We start from the raw sequence: 19140 nt of genomic DNA on the forward strand, positions 1-19140 counted from the left end.
TTACAACTAAATTAAGCAGAATTTTCAGTTTGCATCTTTAATATTGTTTGTTGACCAAGGTAAATAAGTAATTGCCACTTAGCAGGCATATTGCCCGCATTAGTTAAAATATCTATCTCATTTAGTGGCTTCCAGTAGTTATAAGGATGAGGACGTAGAAAGTTATAATAGGCAACCCAAAGGGAAACGCCATAAAGTGCACCATTCTCGCTTCCATAACCGCAGGTAACGCGATAAGAAGACTTGAAGGTGCGGTTAAGCCGTTCTACTACTTGCTTTACCCAACGAAATTCGGTGGATACAGCATCATTATTGGTGAGTCCGATAACTTGAGTAACATCAAAGTCCCAGCCATTAACGAGTTTACACTGCTGACTTGCAAGAGGGTAGGCACTATAGCCATCTGCAATGAATTTTAAGGCTTTATTAGGGAAGTTTTTAAACTTCTCAAAAGCCATACGCATAGCGAGGATACATGGACCTACAGCACGAGTATCGGATACTTGGTAGCCAAGAATAGACTTTTTACAAGCATCCATGATAATCCAAACATAATGCTTTATGCCTTTTACCTTAATGTATGTTTCATCAGCAGAAAGGATGTTAGAAGGATTATAGTCAAAAGTATCTACAAATGGCTTTATAACTGCGGCAGCAGTCATAGCATAATTAGCAATCATTGTATGTGAAATCTTTATACCATGTACTTCCTCCAAGGCATGTGCTGTCTGCCTAGTAGATAGCTTAAGATTAACGTGATAAGTAAGGCAAAGCCCCATAATGTGGGCATTGAACTTCTTATACTTAAAGTTAATTGCTCTAGAAGGAAGTTCATGTAAGTCCATTTTGAAGAAATCTATGGTGAACTCACGATAGATGTAGTGGAGCTTGTACTTGTGTTTATCAGCGTCACTTAAGTCTTTAGGCAGTTTGTCTAAGTTCTTGCGGTAGTAGGAACACTTAGGATTAACACATTTATGTATTCTAAAATGCTTACGATCTTTCTTTGGAGAAAGAGTTTGTCCGCAATAAGGACAACTAAATACTATAGGTTTAGTAGTGTGGTTACTTTCATTAAAATTTTGACCACAAACCTTGCACTGGTATTGACCTCTAGAGCCATTATTATCGTAGATATACTGGTGAGGGGCACCGCATTTAGGACATAGGATATTTTCAGGGACGGACTTCCCATTACGTCTCTGAACAGGTTTGGTTAGTTTATTATATTTATGTTTATAGTAAGCTAAAAGAAGTTGATAGTCTACCTTTTCAAAACGAACAATTTTAGGTAGTTTATCCACTTTGAATTTTTGATATTCGGGACTATGTGAATCCTCAAAAGCCCACTGCTTAAGAGGAATGTATTTACAAATAAACATAAGTAATTGATAAATTATTTTTAAAAGATATTGATTATAGGAAATTAAATAAGTTATAATTGAATCCATAGCAATGACATCCTTTCATGTTATTTTTGTGTTTTGGCGATTCAATTATAGCATAAAAAAGGGGGTCATTGTTTTTTTATTTAAAAAACTCTGTAACCCTTGATATATAAAGAAATTTTATAAAAATAGTGTAAAAAAACTTTACACTAACTTAATTGAAACGGGGGGATATAAATGAAACTATTAGTTATTGGTAGTGGTGGAAGAGAACATGCTATAGCATGGAAACTTTCAAAAAGTAACAAGGTACATAAGATTTATTGCGCTCCGGGTAATGGTGGAACAGCTTTAGAAGAAAAATGTACCAATATAAATTTAAACAGTGTAGATGAATATCTTTCCTTTGCAAAGGAAAATAAAATAGACGTAACAGTAGTTGGACCAGAAGCACCTTTAGTTGAAGGTATAGTTGATACATTTAAAAAAGAAGGATTAAAGATATTTGGACCAGATAAAAAAGGTGCGTTTTTAGAGGGAAGCAAGGCTTTTGCTAAAGAATTCATGAAAAAGTATGGAGTTAAGACTGCTGAATATGAGGCATTTACTGACTTTAAAAAAGCAAGTGAATATATAAAAAACTGTGCCTATCCTGTAGTTATAAAGGCAGATGGCCTTGCAGCTGGAAAAGGCGTAGTTATATGCCAAGAAGAAAAAGATGCTCAAAAAGCCTTAGAAGATTTTATGGTTAAGGATATATTTAAGGGGTCTGGTAAAAAGATAATAATAGAGGAGTTTTTACAAGGTGTAGAAGCCTCTATACTTTCTATAACAGATGGAGAAACTATAATACCTTTTATATCTTCTAAGGATCATAAGCAGATTTATGATGGAGATAAGGGACCGAATACCGGAGGTATGGGTGTTATAGCACCTAATCCATATTGTAGTGATGAAGTGATAAAGGAGTTTACAAAATATGTATTAGAGCCAACGCTTAAGGGAATAAGACAGGAGCATATGGACTATATAGGGATTATATTCTTTGGAATAATGATAACTAAAAAAGGTGTATATCTTTTAGAATATAATGTTAGAATGGGAGATCCAGAAACTCAGGCAGTGCTTTATTTAATGGAATCGGATTTTATGGATATAATAATGGAAGCTTTAAATAAGAATTTATCAAATATGAACATAAAATGGGAAAATAAGCACAGTTGCTGTATAGTAGCTGCTTCAGAAGGTTATCCTTCCTCATATAAAAAAGGGTTCACTATAGAAATAGAAGATAATTTGGAAAGCAAGGTAATAGCAGCAGGTGTAAAGCTACAGGATAATCAATTAATGACTAATGGAGGAAGAGTTCTTTGTGTAGTTGCTAAGGGTGATAGCTTGGAAAGTGCCAGAGAAAAGGCTTATAGAGATATAGAAAAGGTTAAATTTAAGGGGATTTATTATAGAAAAGACATTGGAAAAGCTAATAGTTAAGAGTTGAAAAATATGTGCTTTGTATTATCAAGACTTTGTAAAATTTAAGTGTTGATAGTGCAAAGCACTTTTGTTATATAAGAAATTAGTAGAAGATAAAAATGAATGGCATTTACTTTTGTTGTATATGAAGTTAATAGAAAATAATAATAGGTGTTATTTAATTTTATTATATGTTCAATTGGTAGAAAACAAGAGTGGTATTGTTTACTTTTTATAATATAATGTGTTTTAATATAGGTGTAATCAATGAACTAATGCTCAATGATCAATTAAGTAAAACTTTTTTGTGAATTTTAACAAAATACAAACAAAAGAAATTCCCAAGAAATTTCAATCTATGATTTAAATATTAAATTAATATAGAGAGGAGATATTTTTTTGGAGCAAATAAAGAAGATAAAAAATAAAGATATGTTTAAAAAAATGATATTTGTAGTTTTGATAGTTTCTCTTTCTTCACAAATTTATTTAGATTTAATTATAGCAAATTTTAGAATCTCCTTTGCCATAATACTATTTGGAGTATTTATGTATTCCTTTGATGAGTTAAATTCCATAATAACTGGAGCTTATACTTCTATAGGAGTTTATATTTTAAGAGTAGTTATGCATGCTACTAGGGGAGGTAAAGTTGTAGATGGAATGCAGTTTTATTTCCCAGAAATATTTTTTTATTTTTCTTATGCGGTATTTTTTTATTTTATATTGAAAAAAGTATCTAGAAGGAATATAAACAAAATGTTCATTTATATAGTGTTCAGTGATTTTTTTGCAAATTTCATAGAACTACTTATAAGGGACATAAATAATATTAAACCGCTGTATAACTATGATATTAAATGGACTTTACTTATAGTAGCTGTAGTTAGAACAGTGATTTTGTGGCTTAGCTTAAATTTTATTAAATACTATAAAATGTTATTATTAAAAGAAGAACATGAAAATAGATATAGAAAATTACTACTTATGACTGCTAGATTAAAAACAGAGACTTATTGGATGAAAAAAACCATGGATAGTCTTGAAAAGGTAATGGCTGAAGCTTATGATTTATTTGAAAAAATAACTTTAGATAAGGAAAGAGAGCTTTGGGCTTCAAGAGCAGTGAATATAGCAAAGAACGTTCATGAAATAAAGAAAGAATATGGCATAGTAGTAAGAGGGGTTGAGGAGGTCACAAGTTCTCCAGATGAAGGCAAGGGAATGTACTTTAAAGACTTAATAAATATACTAGAAATAAGTATCAAAAATGAGATAAAGTATAAAGAGAAAGATATAGATGTGAAATTTAAAATCAAAAATAATTTTTATACAGAAAAGCATTATTTTCTAATGTCTATATTTAGAAATATACTTATGAATGCCATAGAGGCTTTAGACGAAAAAGAAAAAGGATATATACTTTTTGAGCAGCATAAAGAAGAAAGCAACTATATATTTGTCATAGAGGACAATGGATGTGGCATAAAAGAGAAGGATATGAATTACATATTTTCACCGGGATATTCTACTAAAATAAATTATGGTACTGGAGTGATAAATAGAGGACTTGGGCTTAGTATTGTAAAGCACATTATAGAAGGAGAATTAAAAGGTGAAGTTACTATTACTTCTAAGGACAATGAAGGAACTGCCTTTCACATATCTATACCAAAAAAAATATTGGAGGAAGAAGAAAAATGCGAATAATTATAGTTGAAGATGATATAAGTGTAATTAAAATATTAGAGAAAATAATATATGATAGATTTCTTGGAGAAGTAGTGGATTATGCTATGGATGGAAATGAAGGAGTAGAAAAGATAAATAAGTACAATCCAGATATAGTCTTAGTGGATCTTTTGATGCCTGAAAAGGATGGCTTGTCTTTAGTAAGGGAGGTTGCAAAGCAGAATAATAAAGTACATTTTATAATGATATCTCAAGTCATGTCTAAGGATATGATAGGAAAAGCTTATGAATACGGAGTGGAATACTACGTAAGCAAACCTATAAATGCGGTGGAAGTAGAAAATGTAATTAAGAAAGTGCAAGAAAAAATTAAATTAAATAAAACATTAGAACAGATAAAGTACATATTTTCAGAAAATATTCCTATGGATTCACCGAAAATTCAAAAGGAATTAGAGGACCAGAAGGAACCTATGGAAAATTATGAAGAAAAGATAAGGAATGTAATGAGTAAAATAGGAATAATGGGTGAAGTAGGTAGTGAAGATATAGTAAAAATAGTTTCATTCTTAATTAAATCTAAAAAGACCATGAATGAGTATAGTATTAAAGATTTGTGTAGCAAATTTACAGATAATCCAAAATCCATGGAACAAAGAATTAGAAGAACTGCTACAGTAGGAATGGTTAATTTAGCTAATATAGGTATAGAAGACTATATGAATGATGTATTTGTGGATTACTCTAATGGAATATATAATTTTGAACAAATAAAGAAAGAAATGGACTTTATAAGAGGTAAAAGTAGTGAAAGGGGAAAAGTAAGTTTAAAGAAGTTCATACAAGGAATGGCATTTTACTGCGAGAAATAATCAAATAGTTAAAAAATTATAAAAATAAAAAAATATATATTTTGATACTTTCCTAAGTTTTTCGAAACTTAGGATTTATTATTATATACAAGAAGAAAATAGTGATATTCTCCATTTTTAATGTAAACGAATTGAATGTTAAAGTTTTATCTTACACAAATGTAAGTATTAATTTTAAAGGGTACATTAAGGTAATTGTTTTATTAGTGGGTTTAACAGCATATTAAAATTTATCATTGGGTGGGACTATTGATGAATTTTATTATATAAATATAAAAACTTCTATTGGCTAATGTGGGAAAAGGTTAATGGAAGCTTTCAATGGTTTATCAATGAAGATATTTTAAACTGTGGGAGTTTAAGATTGTTTTATTGATGAACTTATAAAATTGAAAAATGGAGGGATAAATTTGTTTGTTATTGTTAAAGGTTTAGGTTTATTGATTTTTACATTGGTATTATTTTCGATTTTTAGTCTTAAGGCTCCAAAAGGTGATAAAGCCATGTCAGGACTAGCTAATGCAGCAGTAGCAAGTTTTCTTGTAGAAGCTATCCACAAATATATTGGTGGCAATTTCCTTGGATTAAAGTTCATTGGAGAAGTTGGAGCAACGGCAGGAAGCCTAAGTGGTCCTGCAGCAGCTATATTAGTTGGACTAAGTATGGGAGTAAATCCAGTGTATGCAGTAGTTATGGGTGTTGCAGTGGGAGGTCTTGGAATATTACCAGGATTTATAGCAGGATACCTAGTAAGTTTAATAGCACCAAAGGTAGAAGAAAAATTACCAGAAGGATTGAATATAATATTTGGAGCATTACTTTTAGCACCACTAGCTAGATTTATAGCTGTAGGAGTTAATCCAATAGTAAACTCAACTTTACTTACAGTTGGAGACGTAATTTCTGTGGCAGCTAATCAATCCCCAATAGTTATGGGATTCCTTTTAGGTGGAATAATGAAGATAATATGTACATCACCACTAAGTTCCATGGCAGTAACAGCTATGCTTGGACTTCAGGGACTTGCTATGGGTATAGCAGGTATTGCCTGTGTAGGTGGAGCTTTTGCTAATGGAATAACATTTAAGAGATTAAAACTAGGAGAAAACAGTAAAGTAATAGCAGTTATGTTAGAACCTCTTACTCAAGCTGACATTGTAACAGCAAATCCACTGCCTATATATGGTGGAAGTTTCTTGGGAGGAGCGCTGGCAGGGTTATCAGCTGCGTACTTTAAAATTGTAAATAATGCACCAGGAACTGCATCTCCAATACCAGGATTCTTAGCATCTTTTGGATTTAATAAACCATTAACAGTCCTTATGGCATCTGCACTAGCAATAGTTGGAGGAATAATAGGAGGACTTATATCATCACAGATATTTAAGATGATGGGATACCAAAAGAGAACTCATAATAGTACAAAGGTTGAGTCAAAAGAAGAAATTAATCAAGGAAAAATTCGTAAGGAAGCTATTTAATATATACCTTAGTTTTATAGAAAGATGGTAATTAATTTTATCATCTTTTTTTATTTTTTTACTTATAATAGAGGATTTATCCTTTTTATATTGAATTTATATAGAATAACTTTTTAAGTAAATAGGTATTAAAGTATAATTATTATAATGTAATTTAACGTAGCATGGGGGGCTTGAAAATGACAAAAAAGACAAAAAAGTTTTTTTTAATAATTACAGTATTATTAGCAGTGGTTATATTAGGAACACAATATAAATTAAATTATGACATAAACAAGGAACCACCTTCTAAAAAATGGGGTAAAGGAAAGAGTTTAGGTGAAGCAAATGTAAATTCCTATGTTAAAATACAAAAACATGGAGAAAAATATGTTTTAGCTATAAGTGACAAAAAGAAAATTAAAGTAATGGAAATAGATTCATTAGGTAATAAGATAAAGGAAAAAGATATACCTGTTAAAGATGAAATTATAAATAGCATTACTCTTATGAAAGCTAAGGGAGATGAATACTTTGTTAGTTGGAATTCTAAAAAGTTAGAAAATAATGAAGAAAGTTATGTTATCCTGGATAAGGAATTAAATAAGGTAAAAAGCAACAAAATAATTGGCGTAAATGAAACATTTCAAATAGATGATAGCATACTAGTGAGAGCTTATGATGAATATATAGAATTATACGATTCAGCTACTGAAAATACCCAAAAAGCATCTATAGGTAAAGCAGATTTTATAAGGGGAGCAAAAATTGCTAAAGATAATTATTTAATTATGAGTGTAACGGGAGATGGACTCATTAAATATTGTAATTATAAAAGCGGTAAATTGACAGAACCAAAAGTAGCAACGGCACTAAATTTATCTACAGGTCAAACTATAATGAATTCAACCCTTGGAATAGATGATAAATATGCATATTTACTATTACATAAAAAGACTAAATTTGGTTTTGAATCTGAAAAATATAATTTTAAATTAGACAACATGGAAAAGTATTCTAGAAAAAAATTGGAATTACCTGGAGTAGATGAAGTAAAGGACGTAATGTATGTTTCTACAGAAAATGGCAGTGCTAAATTTTTAGCAGGGGTGTCAAGATATTTTGGTATAAAAAAGCAGTATGAAGATATAGCAGAGTTTTATATTAAAGATAATAAAATAACTTTAGGAGATTTTATAAGTAAATCTAGAAATGTATCATCTTATGGTGCAACTAAAGGGGATATAGCGGTGTATTGTGATTATATTCCGGAATCAGAAAATCACAAGGTGTACATGACATCTTTAAAAGATGAATTTAAAAAAGAAAATAATGTAATGAAAAAGGAAGAAAAAACTACATCTTTTCAAGACACACTACAAGGACTTCTTTATAGCTTTGTATATATAATTGTTTTGGGAATGAAGTGGATTTTACCTGCATTGGTGGCAATAGGCATAATAAGTTTCTTAGAATATAAGTTAAGTAAAAAGACTAAAAAATTACTTTATATAGCAACAGCAGTTATGACATTTTTAATTAAATATCAAACTATATATACAACTAATTATAAGCTATATTCCTATTACTTACCTAAACAGCTTTCATCTGCTGTATTAGGATTTGTAATATGTCTAATTATAAGTGCTGTATTCTACTTGTTTGGATATTTAAGTTATAGGGAAGATTTAGATGCTATGCCAGTGGCTAAATTTATACCTTACTTAATGTTAGATTCAATATTTACATTGTTGGTTTTTGCACCATTTATGCTTTAATTATTGGGGAATATTAAAGTACTATGTAGAATAAAATGGTATAAATAGGGGGTAATAATAATGGGGACAAATTCAAGGAAAAAGTGTTTCATAGGTATAGTCATATGTGTAGCTGCTATTATCATTGCTTTACAGTACAAATTAAATATAGAAATAAATAAGCAGCCACCTTCATCAAAATGGGGAAAAGGGAGATATTTAACCAATGTTTCATCCATAGCAGATCCTAAAATATTAAAGAGTGGAAAGGATTACGTAGTTGCCGTAGATAATGGAGAAAAGATTAAAGTATTAAAAATCGATTATTTAGGAAAGGTATTAAAAGAATCAAATATAAAAGTAGATGGAGAAAAAATTACAAATATAAATCTAGGTAGATTAAAAAACGGTCACTATTACATAGAAGCTTTAGCTATGTATGGAATGAATTTTACCTATGAATTAGATGAAAATTTTAAAGTTGTTCAAAGTAAAAAAATGTCTCAAGTATTAGAGGCAACTCAAGCAGATGAAAAAATTTTTCTAAGAGCAGGAGAAGATTATTTAGAAATTTTAAACCTTTCAACTGGAAAGATAAATAAAATTAAAGCAGAAGCCCCTATAAATATAGGAGCTGCAAAATATAAAGATAAGTATGTAATAACATATATGAACAGCAAGCAACCTGTAAAAGAGCAAAAATATTTTTATTACAAAGATGGAAAGTTGTCTGATTCAAAAAAATTATTTCAAATGACATCATTTATGTTCTATGCAAATCCCAAAATAACTATGGCTCATGATGGCAGATATATGCACTTTATGGCTATTTCCTATAGTAAAAGGGGTGAAGTATATAAAAAATATACTTTTGATTTAGAAAATCCTAAATTTGAAGAGCAAACCCAGGGGGAAATTATTGAAATTCCAGAATTTAAAAGTATAAAGAGATTTAAATCAGAAGGTTACTATGACAGCAAAGCAAGATTTTTTGTTGAAGGACTAAGAGACTTTGGTACTAAAAAAGAATATGAAGATATAGGAGAATTTACAATAAAAGGAGAGAAAATTAGTCCTACTACAATGATAACAAAATCATATGATACAGATACGCATAGTTGCGCAATAGATGATATTGTAGTTTATTCAGAGTTTTCTCCAGAAGGTAATGGAGTGTATGATTTGTACATGACTTCTAAAAATAATGAATTTAAAGCTTTAAACAATAATTTAACTAAAAAAGAAAAATCAATAGCTATACAAGATACTTTACAAGGAATAGCATATATTTTTATTTATATACTTCTTTTAGCTACTAGATGGATAATACCAGCATTGATATTTATGGGTATCTTTACATTGGTTCAGTATAGAATAAATCCTAAACTACATGGTTTTATATTTGCTATAGGTTTAATCTTTGCAGCAGGAATAAAAACTTTTTCAATATATAGTATATCGTATAATAGATTTAAATATTATCTGCCAAGTGAAATAAGTTCGCCTTGGATTGGTATAGTATTTAATTTACTCATTAGTTTTTTATGCTATTTTTATGCTTTAAAGGTTTATAAAGAAGATATGGATGCATTACCTTCATTACATTCTTTGCCAGCATTGGGGTTGGACTCCTTATTAACATTACTTATATTTACTCCATATTTACCAGGCTAAAATATTTTAGCCTGTAACTTTATATTTTAAATATTCTAAATTTTTTGTAAATAAGAAGGAAATGGCAATATACTATAGAAATATAAATGTAAATAAGTATTGAGTATTAGAGAGGGGGAAATAAATTGAGTAAATTGTATTATTGTAGTGATTGTAAAAGGGTGTTCAATAATGCAGATAAATGTGAGTTCTGTGATAGTTTCTATGTAAAAGAATTAAAAGTGGGTAAATCTGTAAATGTAATAGGTTCAAAACAAAAGGGTAAGGTTTTGAAGGTTAAGGATGAAAATGTTACATTGATATTGATAGATGAATTTAACAATAAATACACAAAGGACTATAAGGCAGAAGAACTTAGGAAAATACTATAATTAAAAGGGTAAGTAAATTTTATTTACAAATATTTTACTAAGGAAGGGAGAAAATAATGAAAGTAATCAAGAGAGATGGAAGAACCCAAGAATTTGATATAAGCAAGATCATGGTTTCCATAGAAAGATCTTCTGATGATGCAGGAAATCCTATGACATCTTCAGATATACTTAATATGTCAGAAGATGTTAAAAATAAGATATGGGATGATTTTAAGAACAAAGTGAGCTATAATGACATAAGGAATATTGTTATAGAAAAATTAAGCAATTCCGGATTTGAAAGTGTAGCCAAAGCTTACGAATCACAATAACTTATAAATGTATTATCCATGGGAAGTTTAAACTTTTCTTAAAAGTTTCTTTTAAAGTAGAATTACTTGATACTATTACAAATAAAAATCTGTCTTTAAGCCTCTAATAAAGTTGTGTACTTTAGGCTGTAAAGACAGATTTTATTTATGTAATTTATTATTTATGTATTTATGGTTTTCTGTGTTACGTGAACTTCTTTACAACATTAAGGTTTTATTCTAAGTAAATAGTTTAAAAACCATTTTCCCTGCAACAGCTAATGACATGGTTATAAAAATAGGTTTTATAAGTTTTGAACCTTTTTTTAAGGCTACCTTTGTTCCAAATTGAGCACCTAATATCATAAATATCGCCACGGGTATAGCATAAGCGTAAAAAATTCTTCTATGTAAAGCAAATAAAATTAATGAGGACACATTGCTTGTAAAATTTAAAACTCTAGCATTTCCACTGGCATTTACAAAATCATATCCAAATATATTTATAAACCCAAATATTAGAAAGGAACCAGTGCCTGGACCAAAAAATCCATCATAAAATCCTAGAGAAAAAGCTAGCAGTATTCCAAGAAACATATTTTTCTTATTTAACCCCTTAAAGTTGTTAGTAAGGCCTAATGACTTAGAAAACAAGCTGTATATCCCTATAAATAATATGAGTACTAAAACTAAAACATTTAATATTGCTTCATCAATAGCAAGTACTGTATTCACACCTAAATAAGCACCTACTAAAGTGAAGGGAATAAGAAACTTCAATATTTTAAAGTTTACTTTTTTAGAAGTAATAAATTTAATGGAACTAGTAAGAGATGCAGTGGTGGAAGAAAATTTATTTGTTCCAAGAACATAAGTTGGTGAAAGTCCAGCTAGCATAAAAGCAGGTACGCTAATAAGTCCCCCTCCTCCAGCAATGGAATCCACAAAGGCAGCTAAGAAGCCAGCTACACACAAAAATATAATGTTAAACATAAGATACCTCCTAAGTGTCAAGCATACTAAGGCACATTCAAATAAATAATAAGTTGCAAGACATAAAGTTCACGTTAAGTTTATAGTATAAATATAAGGCTTACGTTTTTATTATACATCATAAATCTATAATTCCCAATGCAAAAATTCTTCTTAGTATATTATTTTATTTGAGCCCTGTTTCCTTAGATTTAAAGGTATAGATAGATTATAGTAGTAAGAGCTACTAGTTGTATTTAGGTACTAGATAATGTGTATAAAGAACCCCCTACAAATGAAATATATCATTGTAGGGGGTTACTTATATATTTGTTTGTTTTTCAATTTTATTTATAGAAAGTTTGTAAAAACCTCCGCTGCGTGTGCTTAAATTAGTCTATTTATTTTCCGTAAATTTCTTAATTAAATTGTGATCTAATAGAGTATCACTATAATCTAAGTGTTTTAAAGCTTCTTCTTTTTTCTTTTTTAAAGCGTCAGTTTCTTTTACTTCCTGGCCAGTTTTTAAATCGTAATATTTTTTTGAAGAAGAAGAATAGAACACATTATTGTCTATGAAAGAACCGGTTCTAAATACTACTAGTCTGTCCTTAACATTAAACAAATCTCGTCCAAATTTATAAGGATTCTTAAGGTCAAACATATTACACAAAGTAGGGAATACATCCATTTGACCAGAAACCACACTGTTAACTCCCTTATGAGCATCCTTAGGGAAGTGCATTATTAGTGGAACCTTTTGATGTTTCATCCAGGTAAATTCATCATTGCCAGTTTCGCCTACAAAGGTATAAAGTTCTTCAGCGTGATTTTTTGGTATTGCAAAGTGGTCACCATATAGAACTATTATAGAATCGTCCATAATACCGTCCTTTTCTAACTGATCTAAAAACATTCCTAACTGTTTATCAGCATAATGTATAGATTTTAGGTAATTTCCTGTAAAGGTTCCTTCTAAATTTCCTACATTGAATTCACCGTATTTATCTGTGGCTTCAAAAGGAAAATGGCTAGTTAAGGTTACTAAGAATGAAAAATATGGTTCCTTAAAGGATTTAATCTCTTCTAAAGATTGTTTAAAGAAAGATTCATCACTTAGACCAAGTCCAATTTTTTCATCTATATTAAAGCTCTTTTCTCCATAGAACTTATCAAAGCCTTCTTTTACATACATAGCATTTCTATTCCAAAAGCCTTCTTTATATCCGTGGAAAGCAGCGGAATAATAGCCCTTTTTATCTAAAAGCTTTGGAAGAGAATTAAATTCGTCTCCGCTATATATGTAGTATGCAGCTCCTGAAGAAGCAGGGTAAAGTGAGTTGTTAGACATAAACTCTGCATCAGAAGTATTTCCACCAGCTACCTGATAATAATAGTTATCAAAATACAAGCTTTTCTTTAACCATCTATTTAGGTTAGGGGTAATTTCCTGGCCTTCAATCTTTTTATTTATTACAAAGCCTTGAAGAGCCTCAACTTGTATCATTATTAGGTTTTTATCTTTACCTACATTTTTAAGCTTACTTCCAGAATTCTTTGAATTTGCATTTAAGTAAGTTTTTATTTCATCCGCTTTTTCATCATCTAAAGATTTTTTGTCAAAAAAGCTTTTTTTAGCAAAGTTGTATACATCCAGTGCATGACAATTTATATTTCCAAGGGAATTGATTATATAAATCTTATTATACATACCTTCAATAAGTCTTGGTTGTTCAGTTCTTAATTTATTTATATAATATCCATCAGAATAAAGTGATAAAGCAAAAATTAATGTAAAACTTAAAGCTCTTAATTTAAATGGCACATGAGCATTTTTAATTTCCATGTAACTAGAATATATATTATTGAATTTAAATTTAAATATTTTCTTGAATATAGGAATTAGAAGTATATCTATAAGTAATAATAAATCTTGAGGTTTTAATATACTTTTTACAGCTTGATTCACAGCTCCAAGTAAAATACCATTTTTAATAACAGGTATAGAAATAATATCTTTATAATATCTAAAATAATTTATGTCAGCTATAAGTACACAGGTAATTATTATATTACATATATATAGGTATCTGCTTCTTCCCTTAGGTTTAAACAAAAGAGATATAGATGCAATCACTACTATAGATGCCAAGGTAGGACCTAAAATATATTTAATATTAAAATATGGATTCACCATGTCACCATAAATTGTTACCTTAATAGTGACTAAAATTAAAAATAGCACTAGGTCTAAATAACCTAATATTTTTTTCATTTTTTTCAATCCTTTCAACAAACATTTTTTATTAGACAAAAGAAAATTTATTTGATAACATTATAGTCGATAATTTAGATTATTATGCCTATAAAAGTATAACATACTGGGTCATTTTTTCAACAAATATAGAAGAAAATTAATTGGAAATTAACAAAAAGTACAGAAATAAATTACAATGTTAAGATATATTTTATAAAGTGATTAAACTACAAAAGGTACAATGTGGTGGAATTATGAAATTTCTCCTCCATGACTGGCATAAGAGCACGGAACAATAAATTTAATTTAAATAGTTCCTTCGCTTCTTATGCAAATCATTACAGAGAAATTTCATAATTCAAGTAATGTAATATCTTTTGTGGGATAATCATGGTAATACATTAAAATAAAACATAGGTAGAGGAGTTTTGTTTATGCGAAAAGGAAAAGAATACATATTAGATATAGTGGATACAGAATTTCCAGGCATGGGTGTTGCGGAATACGAAGGAGAAAAGGTATATGTAAAAGGCACTCTTCCAGGACAAAAAATACTTGCACAAATAACTAAGAAAAAAGGCGGCAAAATAGAAGGAAGATTAAAAGAAATAATAGAGGACGTGGATTACAAAATAGATGCAAAATGCCCACACTTTAATTACTGCGGCGGCTGCTCTCACCAATTCATATCCTACGAAAAGCAGCTAGAATTTAAAAAGCATCAAGTGCTAAAGCTTTTTAAAGATGCAGGCATAGAAAATTTTGAATTTCTAGGCATAGAGGGAAGTCCAGAAGTTTGGGAATATAGAAACAAAATGGAGTTTACCTTTGGAGACCTAGAAAAAGGCGGAGAGTTAAACCTAGGCATGCACAAAAAAGCCTCAGCCTTTGGCATAATCAATACAAATAACTGCCAAATAGTAGATGGAGACTTTAGAATAGCACTAGACACTGTAGTAAATTACTTCAGAGAAAAGGCTTTTCCTCACTACAGAATAATGAGTCACCAAGGCTATTTAAGAAATCTAGTTATAAGGAAGGCAAAAAATACAGGGGAAATACTTATAAATTTAGTAACTACCTCTCAAATAGATTTTAACTTAGAAGAAATAACTGAAATACTAAAGGCACTGCCATATGAAGGTAACCTTAAGGGAATAGTTCACACTATAAATGACTCTCTTTCCGATGTGGTTCAAGCAGACTCCATGGAAATACTATATGGTCAGGACTACATAATAGAAGAGCTTCTAGGACTTAAATTTAAGATAAGCCCATTTTCTTTCTTCCAAACTAATTCTAAGGGCGCAGAAAAACTATATTCAATTGTAAAAGATTTCCTAGGAAATGCTGAAAATAAAACTGTTTTTGATTTATACTGCGGCACCGGCACCATAGGCCAAATAGTAGCCCCTAGCGCCAAGAAGGTAATAGGAGTAGAACTCATAGAAGAAGCCGTAGAAGCTGCCAAAGAAAACGCCAAACTAAATGGTCTAGACAATTGCCAGTTCATTGCCGGCGACGTAGCTAAGGTCATCCAAGACATAAAGCATAAGCCAGACATAATAATCCTAGACCCACCAAGACCAGGAGTACACCCAAAGGCCATGGAATACGTAATAAAATTCAACGCCCCAGAGATCATCTACGTATCCTGCAACCCTAAGACATTGGTTAATGATTTGAAGGTTTTAGAGGAGAATGGGTATGTGATTGAGAGGGTGAGGGTGAAGGATATGTTTGCGCACACGCCACACGTGGAGACGGTAGTACGACTATGTCGTCAAAACCATTGATTTTACTAGTGTTTAAGCAGTTTTGTGCTTTCTATTCTTTTAGTAAAAATAGCGAAAATTACGTTGAAAAAGACTTAAAAAGGAGTATGGAAATAAGAATTGCTATATGATGTGGTATGTGGAAACACGTTAACTAACTGTCGATTTTTCCTTGAAAATTTAATGAAATGGATAGTAAAAAATCCTGAATTCAAACCAAGTGAATTCAGGATTTTTTAGTGTCTATTAGTAATAATCATAATCCATGTTAGACCAGTTTTCTGCTTCCATTTCCATCTGTATATCTAGGTGGTAATCTAGTTGTTGTTCAACGCATCCAAAAAAATAGTTTATATCGTTGAAACATTGTCCAACATTTCTAAAATTATACCTTTTTTCTCTTTTAAAGAAATAGTCTCCATTTTTATTGATGGGATATCTGAAAGTACTCGAGCATCCATCCCAATTATTAAGTTGCTCAATATATACAGAGCAATCTTCTACAGTGGTATCATCTTCTGGTGCATTTGAATGCTCATCTATAGTTGATTGAGTAATTTTCCATAATTTTAATAAGCGATGCTTATACTTTGATAAGTCAGGAGATTTATTATTTAAGCTACAATGTAAAATATAAATTTTCTTAAGCTCTAATTCAATTGAATTTCTAAATAAGTAACACATTGGTAGGAATAGATCTAGGTGACTATTGTTAGAATTCATTAGCTCTAATAGGTAATTGGCACATTCGGAATATGCTCTAATATAGGGATAAAAATCACGTTGAGAGAGTTTATATCCAATTACTGCCTGCTGATAGTAGTGTCCACCTTCTATTAATAAAGTAGGTTCGTGAGTGTATTTAGCAATGTATGTATCAATTGACATATTCATTAAAGATAATAGGGTTGTTTTCGCTCGCTCTACATTTTCGTAAATTGCAATATAGTCATAATGCTTTTGTTCTCTAAAAAATGCTTCCATTTTATTGTTAAATGGATACCTAAACATATCTGACTCTTTATCAATATCAGAAATATTGGTTAGATACTTATACAACCAAATATAATTTGCGTTGGACTTAGTAGATTCACCAACTTGCTGATCTAATAATTCAATACCAATTGCTAAATCATGACGCATTTTTGAGATGATGTCTTCTTGATTGATATTATATTTATATAAAGTTGCTTTTAGTATTAGTTCTAGACTTTGACGATAAAGGTAAGTAACTGCAAAAAACCAAGTGTCTAGTGTGGCGATATCACTATTCTCACAGACATCGGTTACTAAATGCTCAGCAATTAATTCGGCTGCTTTGAAATAACTATCAGAATATGATAAGAATTCATCACATAATTCTTTTGAATTGAGTAAAACAATTTTATCATCATCATGTTTATTGTATTTTGTAAAGTTTACATCCTTCCTAATCCAATGTTCACTTATCATATTTTTTCCCCATCCTTATCCACAAAATACCCTTCAAATTCACATCCCAAAGCTTCAGCAATCTCTTCTAATTCTTTAGTAGAAAAATTATCCCGCTTAAACTTATTAGCTAGATTCTGATTTGAAGTTCCTATTCTACGACTTAACTCAACAATCGTAACATTTTTTCTCTTTAGTAAAATACGGAGTTTTTCACCCATAGTAAGCTTCATTTTTATCACCTGCCTAAAGAATATAATACACTATAGAGTGAATTATATCAATTTTTATCTGGAAACTTAATTTTAAACTTTTAAGCAGATATGTCTTAAGCAGATATGTAGATGTCTTAAAAAATGATAAGCTAAAAAAAATAATTGACATTATAAAACTAAAAGTTTATACTAGCAATATATTTTCCTTACAGATGGGGTGAGAAAGATGACTATCTCAGAACAAATTAAAGTACTTTGTGTTAGGAGCAATATAAGTGTGGCAGAATTAGCCAGGAGATTGGGAAAGTCTCCTCAAAATCTTAATTCAAAGATGAAGCGAGAAAGTTTTACGATATCAGAATTAGAACAGATTGCAGAAGTTGTAGAAGCAAAATTCGAAAGAAATTTTATATTAACAAATGGTGAAAAAGTATAGATAAGAGAGGGAGTTATAAATGATATTTCAATTAGGAGAATTGTTTTGTGGACCGGGAGGTTTAGCTTATGGTGCTACAACAGCGAAAATTGAAAATAAGGAATATAGGATAGTTCATAAATGGGCAAATGATTATGATCATGATACATGTGATACTTATATACATAATATATGTCCAGAAAGACCCGACTCTGTTATTTGCCAGGATGTAAGAAAATTGAATATAGGTTCTCTTGAAGCTATAGATGCATTAGCATTTGGTTTCCCATGCAATGACTTTTCAGTTGTAGGTGAACAGAAGGGATTTGATGGAGAGTATGGTCCTTTGTACACATATGGGGTAAAAGTATTAAAAAAGTATAAACCAAAGTGGTTTCTAGCTGAAAATGTAGGCGGATTAAAGTCTGCCAATGATGGTGGAGCATTTAAAAAGATACTCAATGATTTAAAAAAAGCAGGATATAGATTATACCCACATTTATATAAGTTTGAAGAATATGGGATACCCCAGGCTCGCCATAGAATAATTATTATAGGTATTAGAAAAGATTTACCTTACGAGTTTAGAGTGCCTTCGCCAGCTCCTTATGCTGGAATAGATAATACTTCTAGGAGTGCATTAGAAATACCACCAATTCCTGAGGATGCACTAAATAATGAATTAACAAGGCAGTCAGCAATAGTAACGGAGAGATTATCATATATAAAACCAGGAGAAAATGCTTTTACAGCAGATTTGCCACAGGAGTTACAATTAAATGTCAAAGGGGCAAAGATAAGTCAAATATATAAAAGATTAGATCCTAATAGACCAGCTTATACAGTAACAGGTTCTGGCGGAGGTGGTACACATATGTATCATTATGCTGAACCAAGAGCATTAACTAATAGGGAAAGGGCAAGGTTACAGACATTCCCAGATAATTATGTATTTAAAGGTTCAAAAGAAAGTGTAAGAAGACAGATAGGTATGGCAGTTCCAGCCAAGGGGGCAAAGATAATATTTGAAGCTATACTAAGAACATTTGCAGGTATTGATTATGACTTTATTCCCTGTAATGTAAATGACTAGGG

At 30.4% G+C, this 19140-nt stretch carries 16 protein-coding genes; 11 read left to right on the forward strand and 5 right to left on the reverse strand.

Translation table 11 applies throughout. The features are described 5' to 3' along the window. Positions 1–11: 11 nt before the first annotated feature. On the reverse strand, positions 12–1451 hold the full coding sequence (locus C1715_RS09375) for a DDE-type integrase/transposase/recombinase (RefSeq protein WP_102400240.1): 1440 nt from the start codon (positions 1449–1451) through the stop codon (positions 12–14). A 174-nt stretch (positions 1452–1625) separates the two neighbouring features. Here C1715_RS09375 and purD point away from each other — a divergent pair, with 174 nt between their 5' ends. The 8 genes from purD to C1715_RS09415 all read left to right on the forward strand — a co-directional run bounded on the left by purD (position 1626) and on the right by C1715_RS09415 (position 11001). Next, positions 1626–2879 carry a phosphoribosylamine--glycine ligase gene (gene purD, locus C1715_RS09380; protein WP_102400241.1) on the forward strand — a complete coding sequence of 418 codons (1254 nt, stop codon included), beginning with the start codon at positions 1626–1628 and terminating at the stop codon, positions 2877–2879. A gap of 381 nt (positions 2880–3260) precedes the next feature. Then, positions 3261–4571 (forward strand): ATP-binding protein, encoded by a 1311-nt coding sequence (locus C1715_RS09385; protein ID WP_102400242.1) that lies wholly within the window; start codon positions 3261–3263, stop codon positions 4569–4571. Continuing rightward, positions 4562–5425, forward strand: a complete 864-nt coding sequence (locus C1715_RS09390; protein WP_102400243.1) for a response regulator — start codon at positions 4562–4564, stop codon at positions 5423–5425. The genes C1715_RS09385 and C1715_RS09390 overlap by 10 nt, the downstream gene beginning before the upstream one ends. A gap of 410 nt (positions 5426–5835) precedes the next feature. After that, positions 5836–6906, forward strand: a complete 1071-nt coding sequence (locus C1715_RS09395; RefSeq protein WP_242971936.1) for a PTS sugar transporter subunit IIC — start codon at positions 5836–5838, stop codon at positions 6904–6906. A 179-nt stretch (positions 6907–7085) separates the two neighbouring features. Beyond that, a complete protein-coding gene (locus C1715_RS09400) occupies positions 7086–8663 on the forward strand; it encodes a hypothetical protein (protein WP_102400244.1) in 1578 nt (525 codons plus the stop codon). 60 nt (positions 8664–8723) lie between these two features. Then, complete coding sequence (locus C1715_RS09405) at positions 8724–10316, forward strand: hypothetical protein (RefSeq protein WP_102400245.1); 1593 nt, start codon at positions 8724–8726, stop codon at positions 10314–10316. Positions 10317–10441: 125 nt separating this feature from the next. Continuing rightward, positions 10442–10687 carry a hypothetical protein gene (locus C1715_RS09410; protein WP_102400246.1) on the forward strand — a complete coding sequence of 82 codons (246 nt, stop codon included), beginning with the start codon at positions 10442–10444 and terminating at the stop codon, positions 10685–10687. A 56-nt stretch (positions 10688–10743) separates the two neighbouring features. After that, positions 10744–11001, forward strand: a complete 258-nt coding sequence (locus tag C1715_RS09415; RefSeq protein ID WP_102400247.1) for an ATP cone domain-containing protein — start codon at positions 10744–10746, stop codon at positions 10999–11001. 219 nt (positions 11002–11220) lie between these two features. On the opposite strand, the gene C1715_RS09420 is transcribed toward C1715_RS09415, so the two are convergent. Beyond that, positions 11221–11973 (reverse strand): TSUP family transporter, encoded by a 753-nt coding sequence (locus C1715_RS09420; protein ID WP_102400248.1) that lies wholly within the window; start codon positions 11971–11973, stop codon positions 11221–11223. 376 nt (positions 11974–12349) lie between these two features. Continuing rightward, on the reverse strand, positions 12350–14227 hold the full coding sequence (locus C1715_RS09425; protein ID WP_102400249.1) for an LTA synthase family protein: 1878 nt from the start codon (positions 14225–14227) through the stop codon (positions 12350–12352). A gap of 416 nt (positions 14228–14643) precedes the next feature. Between C1715_RS09425 and rlmD the strand changes: the two genes are divergently transcribed. Further along, a complete protein-coding gene (rlmD, locus tag C1715_RS09430; protein ID WP_102400250.1) occupies positions 14644–16005 on the forward strand; it encodes a 23S rRNA (uracil(1939)-C(5))-methyltransferase RlmD in 1362 nt (453 codons plus the stop codon). 225 nt (positions 16006–16230) lie between these two features. Here the strand turns inward: rlmD and C1715_RS09435 are convergent, their stop codons facing one another. Further along, a complete protein-coding gene (locus C1715_RS09435) occupies positions 16231–17436 on the reverse strand; it encodes a hypothetical protein (RefSeq protein WP_102400251.1) in 1206 nt (401 codons plus the stop codon). Continuing rightward, positions 17433–17648 (reverse strand): helix-turn-helix domain-containing protein, encoded by a 216-nt coding sequence (locus tag C1715_RS09440; RefSeq protein WP_102400252.1) that lies wholly within the window; start codon positions 17646–17648, stop codon positions 17433–17435. Before C1715_RS09440 ends, C1715_RS09435 begins: the two co-directional genes overlap by 4 nt. Before the next feature lie 208 nt (positions 17649–17856). On the opposite strand from C1715_RS09440, the gene C1715_RS09445 reads away from it, so the two are divergent. Continuing rightward, positions 17857–18066, forward strand: coding sequence for a helix-turn-helix domain-containing protein (locus C1715_RS09445; RefSeq protein WP_102400253.1), 210 nt, complete (start codon positions 17857–17859; stop codon positions 18064–18066). 19 nt (positions 18067–18085) lie between these two features. Next, positions 18086–19138: a DNA (cytosine-5-)-methyltransferase gene (gene dcm / locus C1715_RS09450; protein ID WP_102400254.1), complete on the forward strand. Its 1053-nt coding sequence runs from the start codon at positions 18086–18088 to the stop codon at positions 19136–19138. Positions 19139–19140 lie beyond the last annotated feature (2 nt).

This window comes from Haloimpatiens massiliensis (assembly GCF_900184255.1).
Taxonomy (GTDB): Bacteria; Bacillota; Clostridia; order Clostridiales; family Clostridiaceae; genus Haloimpatiens; species Haloimpatiens massiliensis.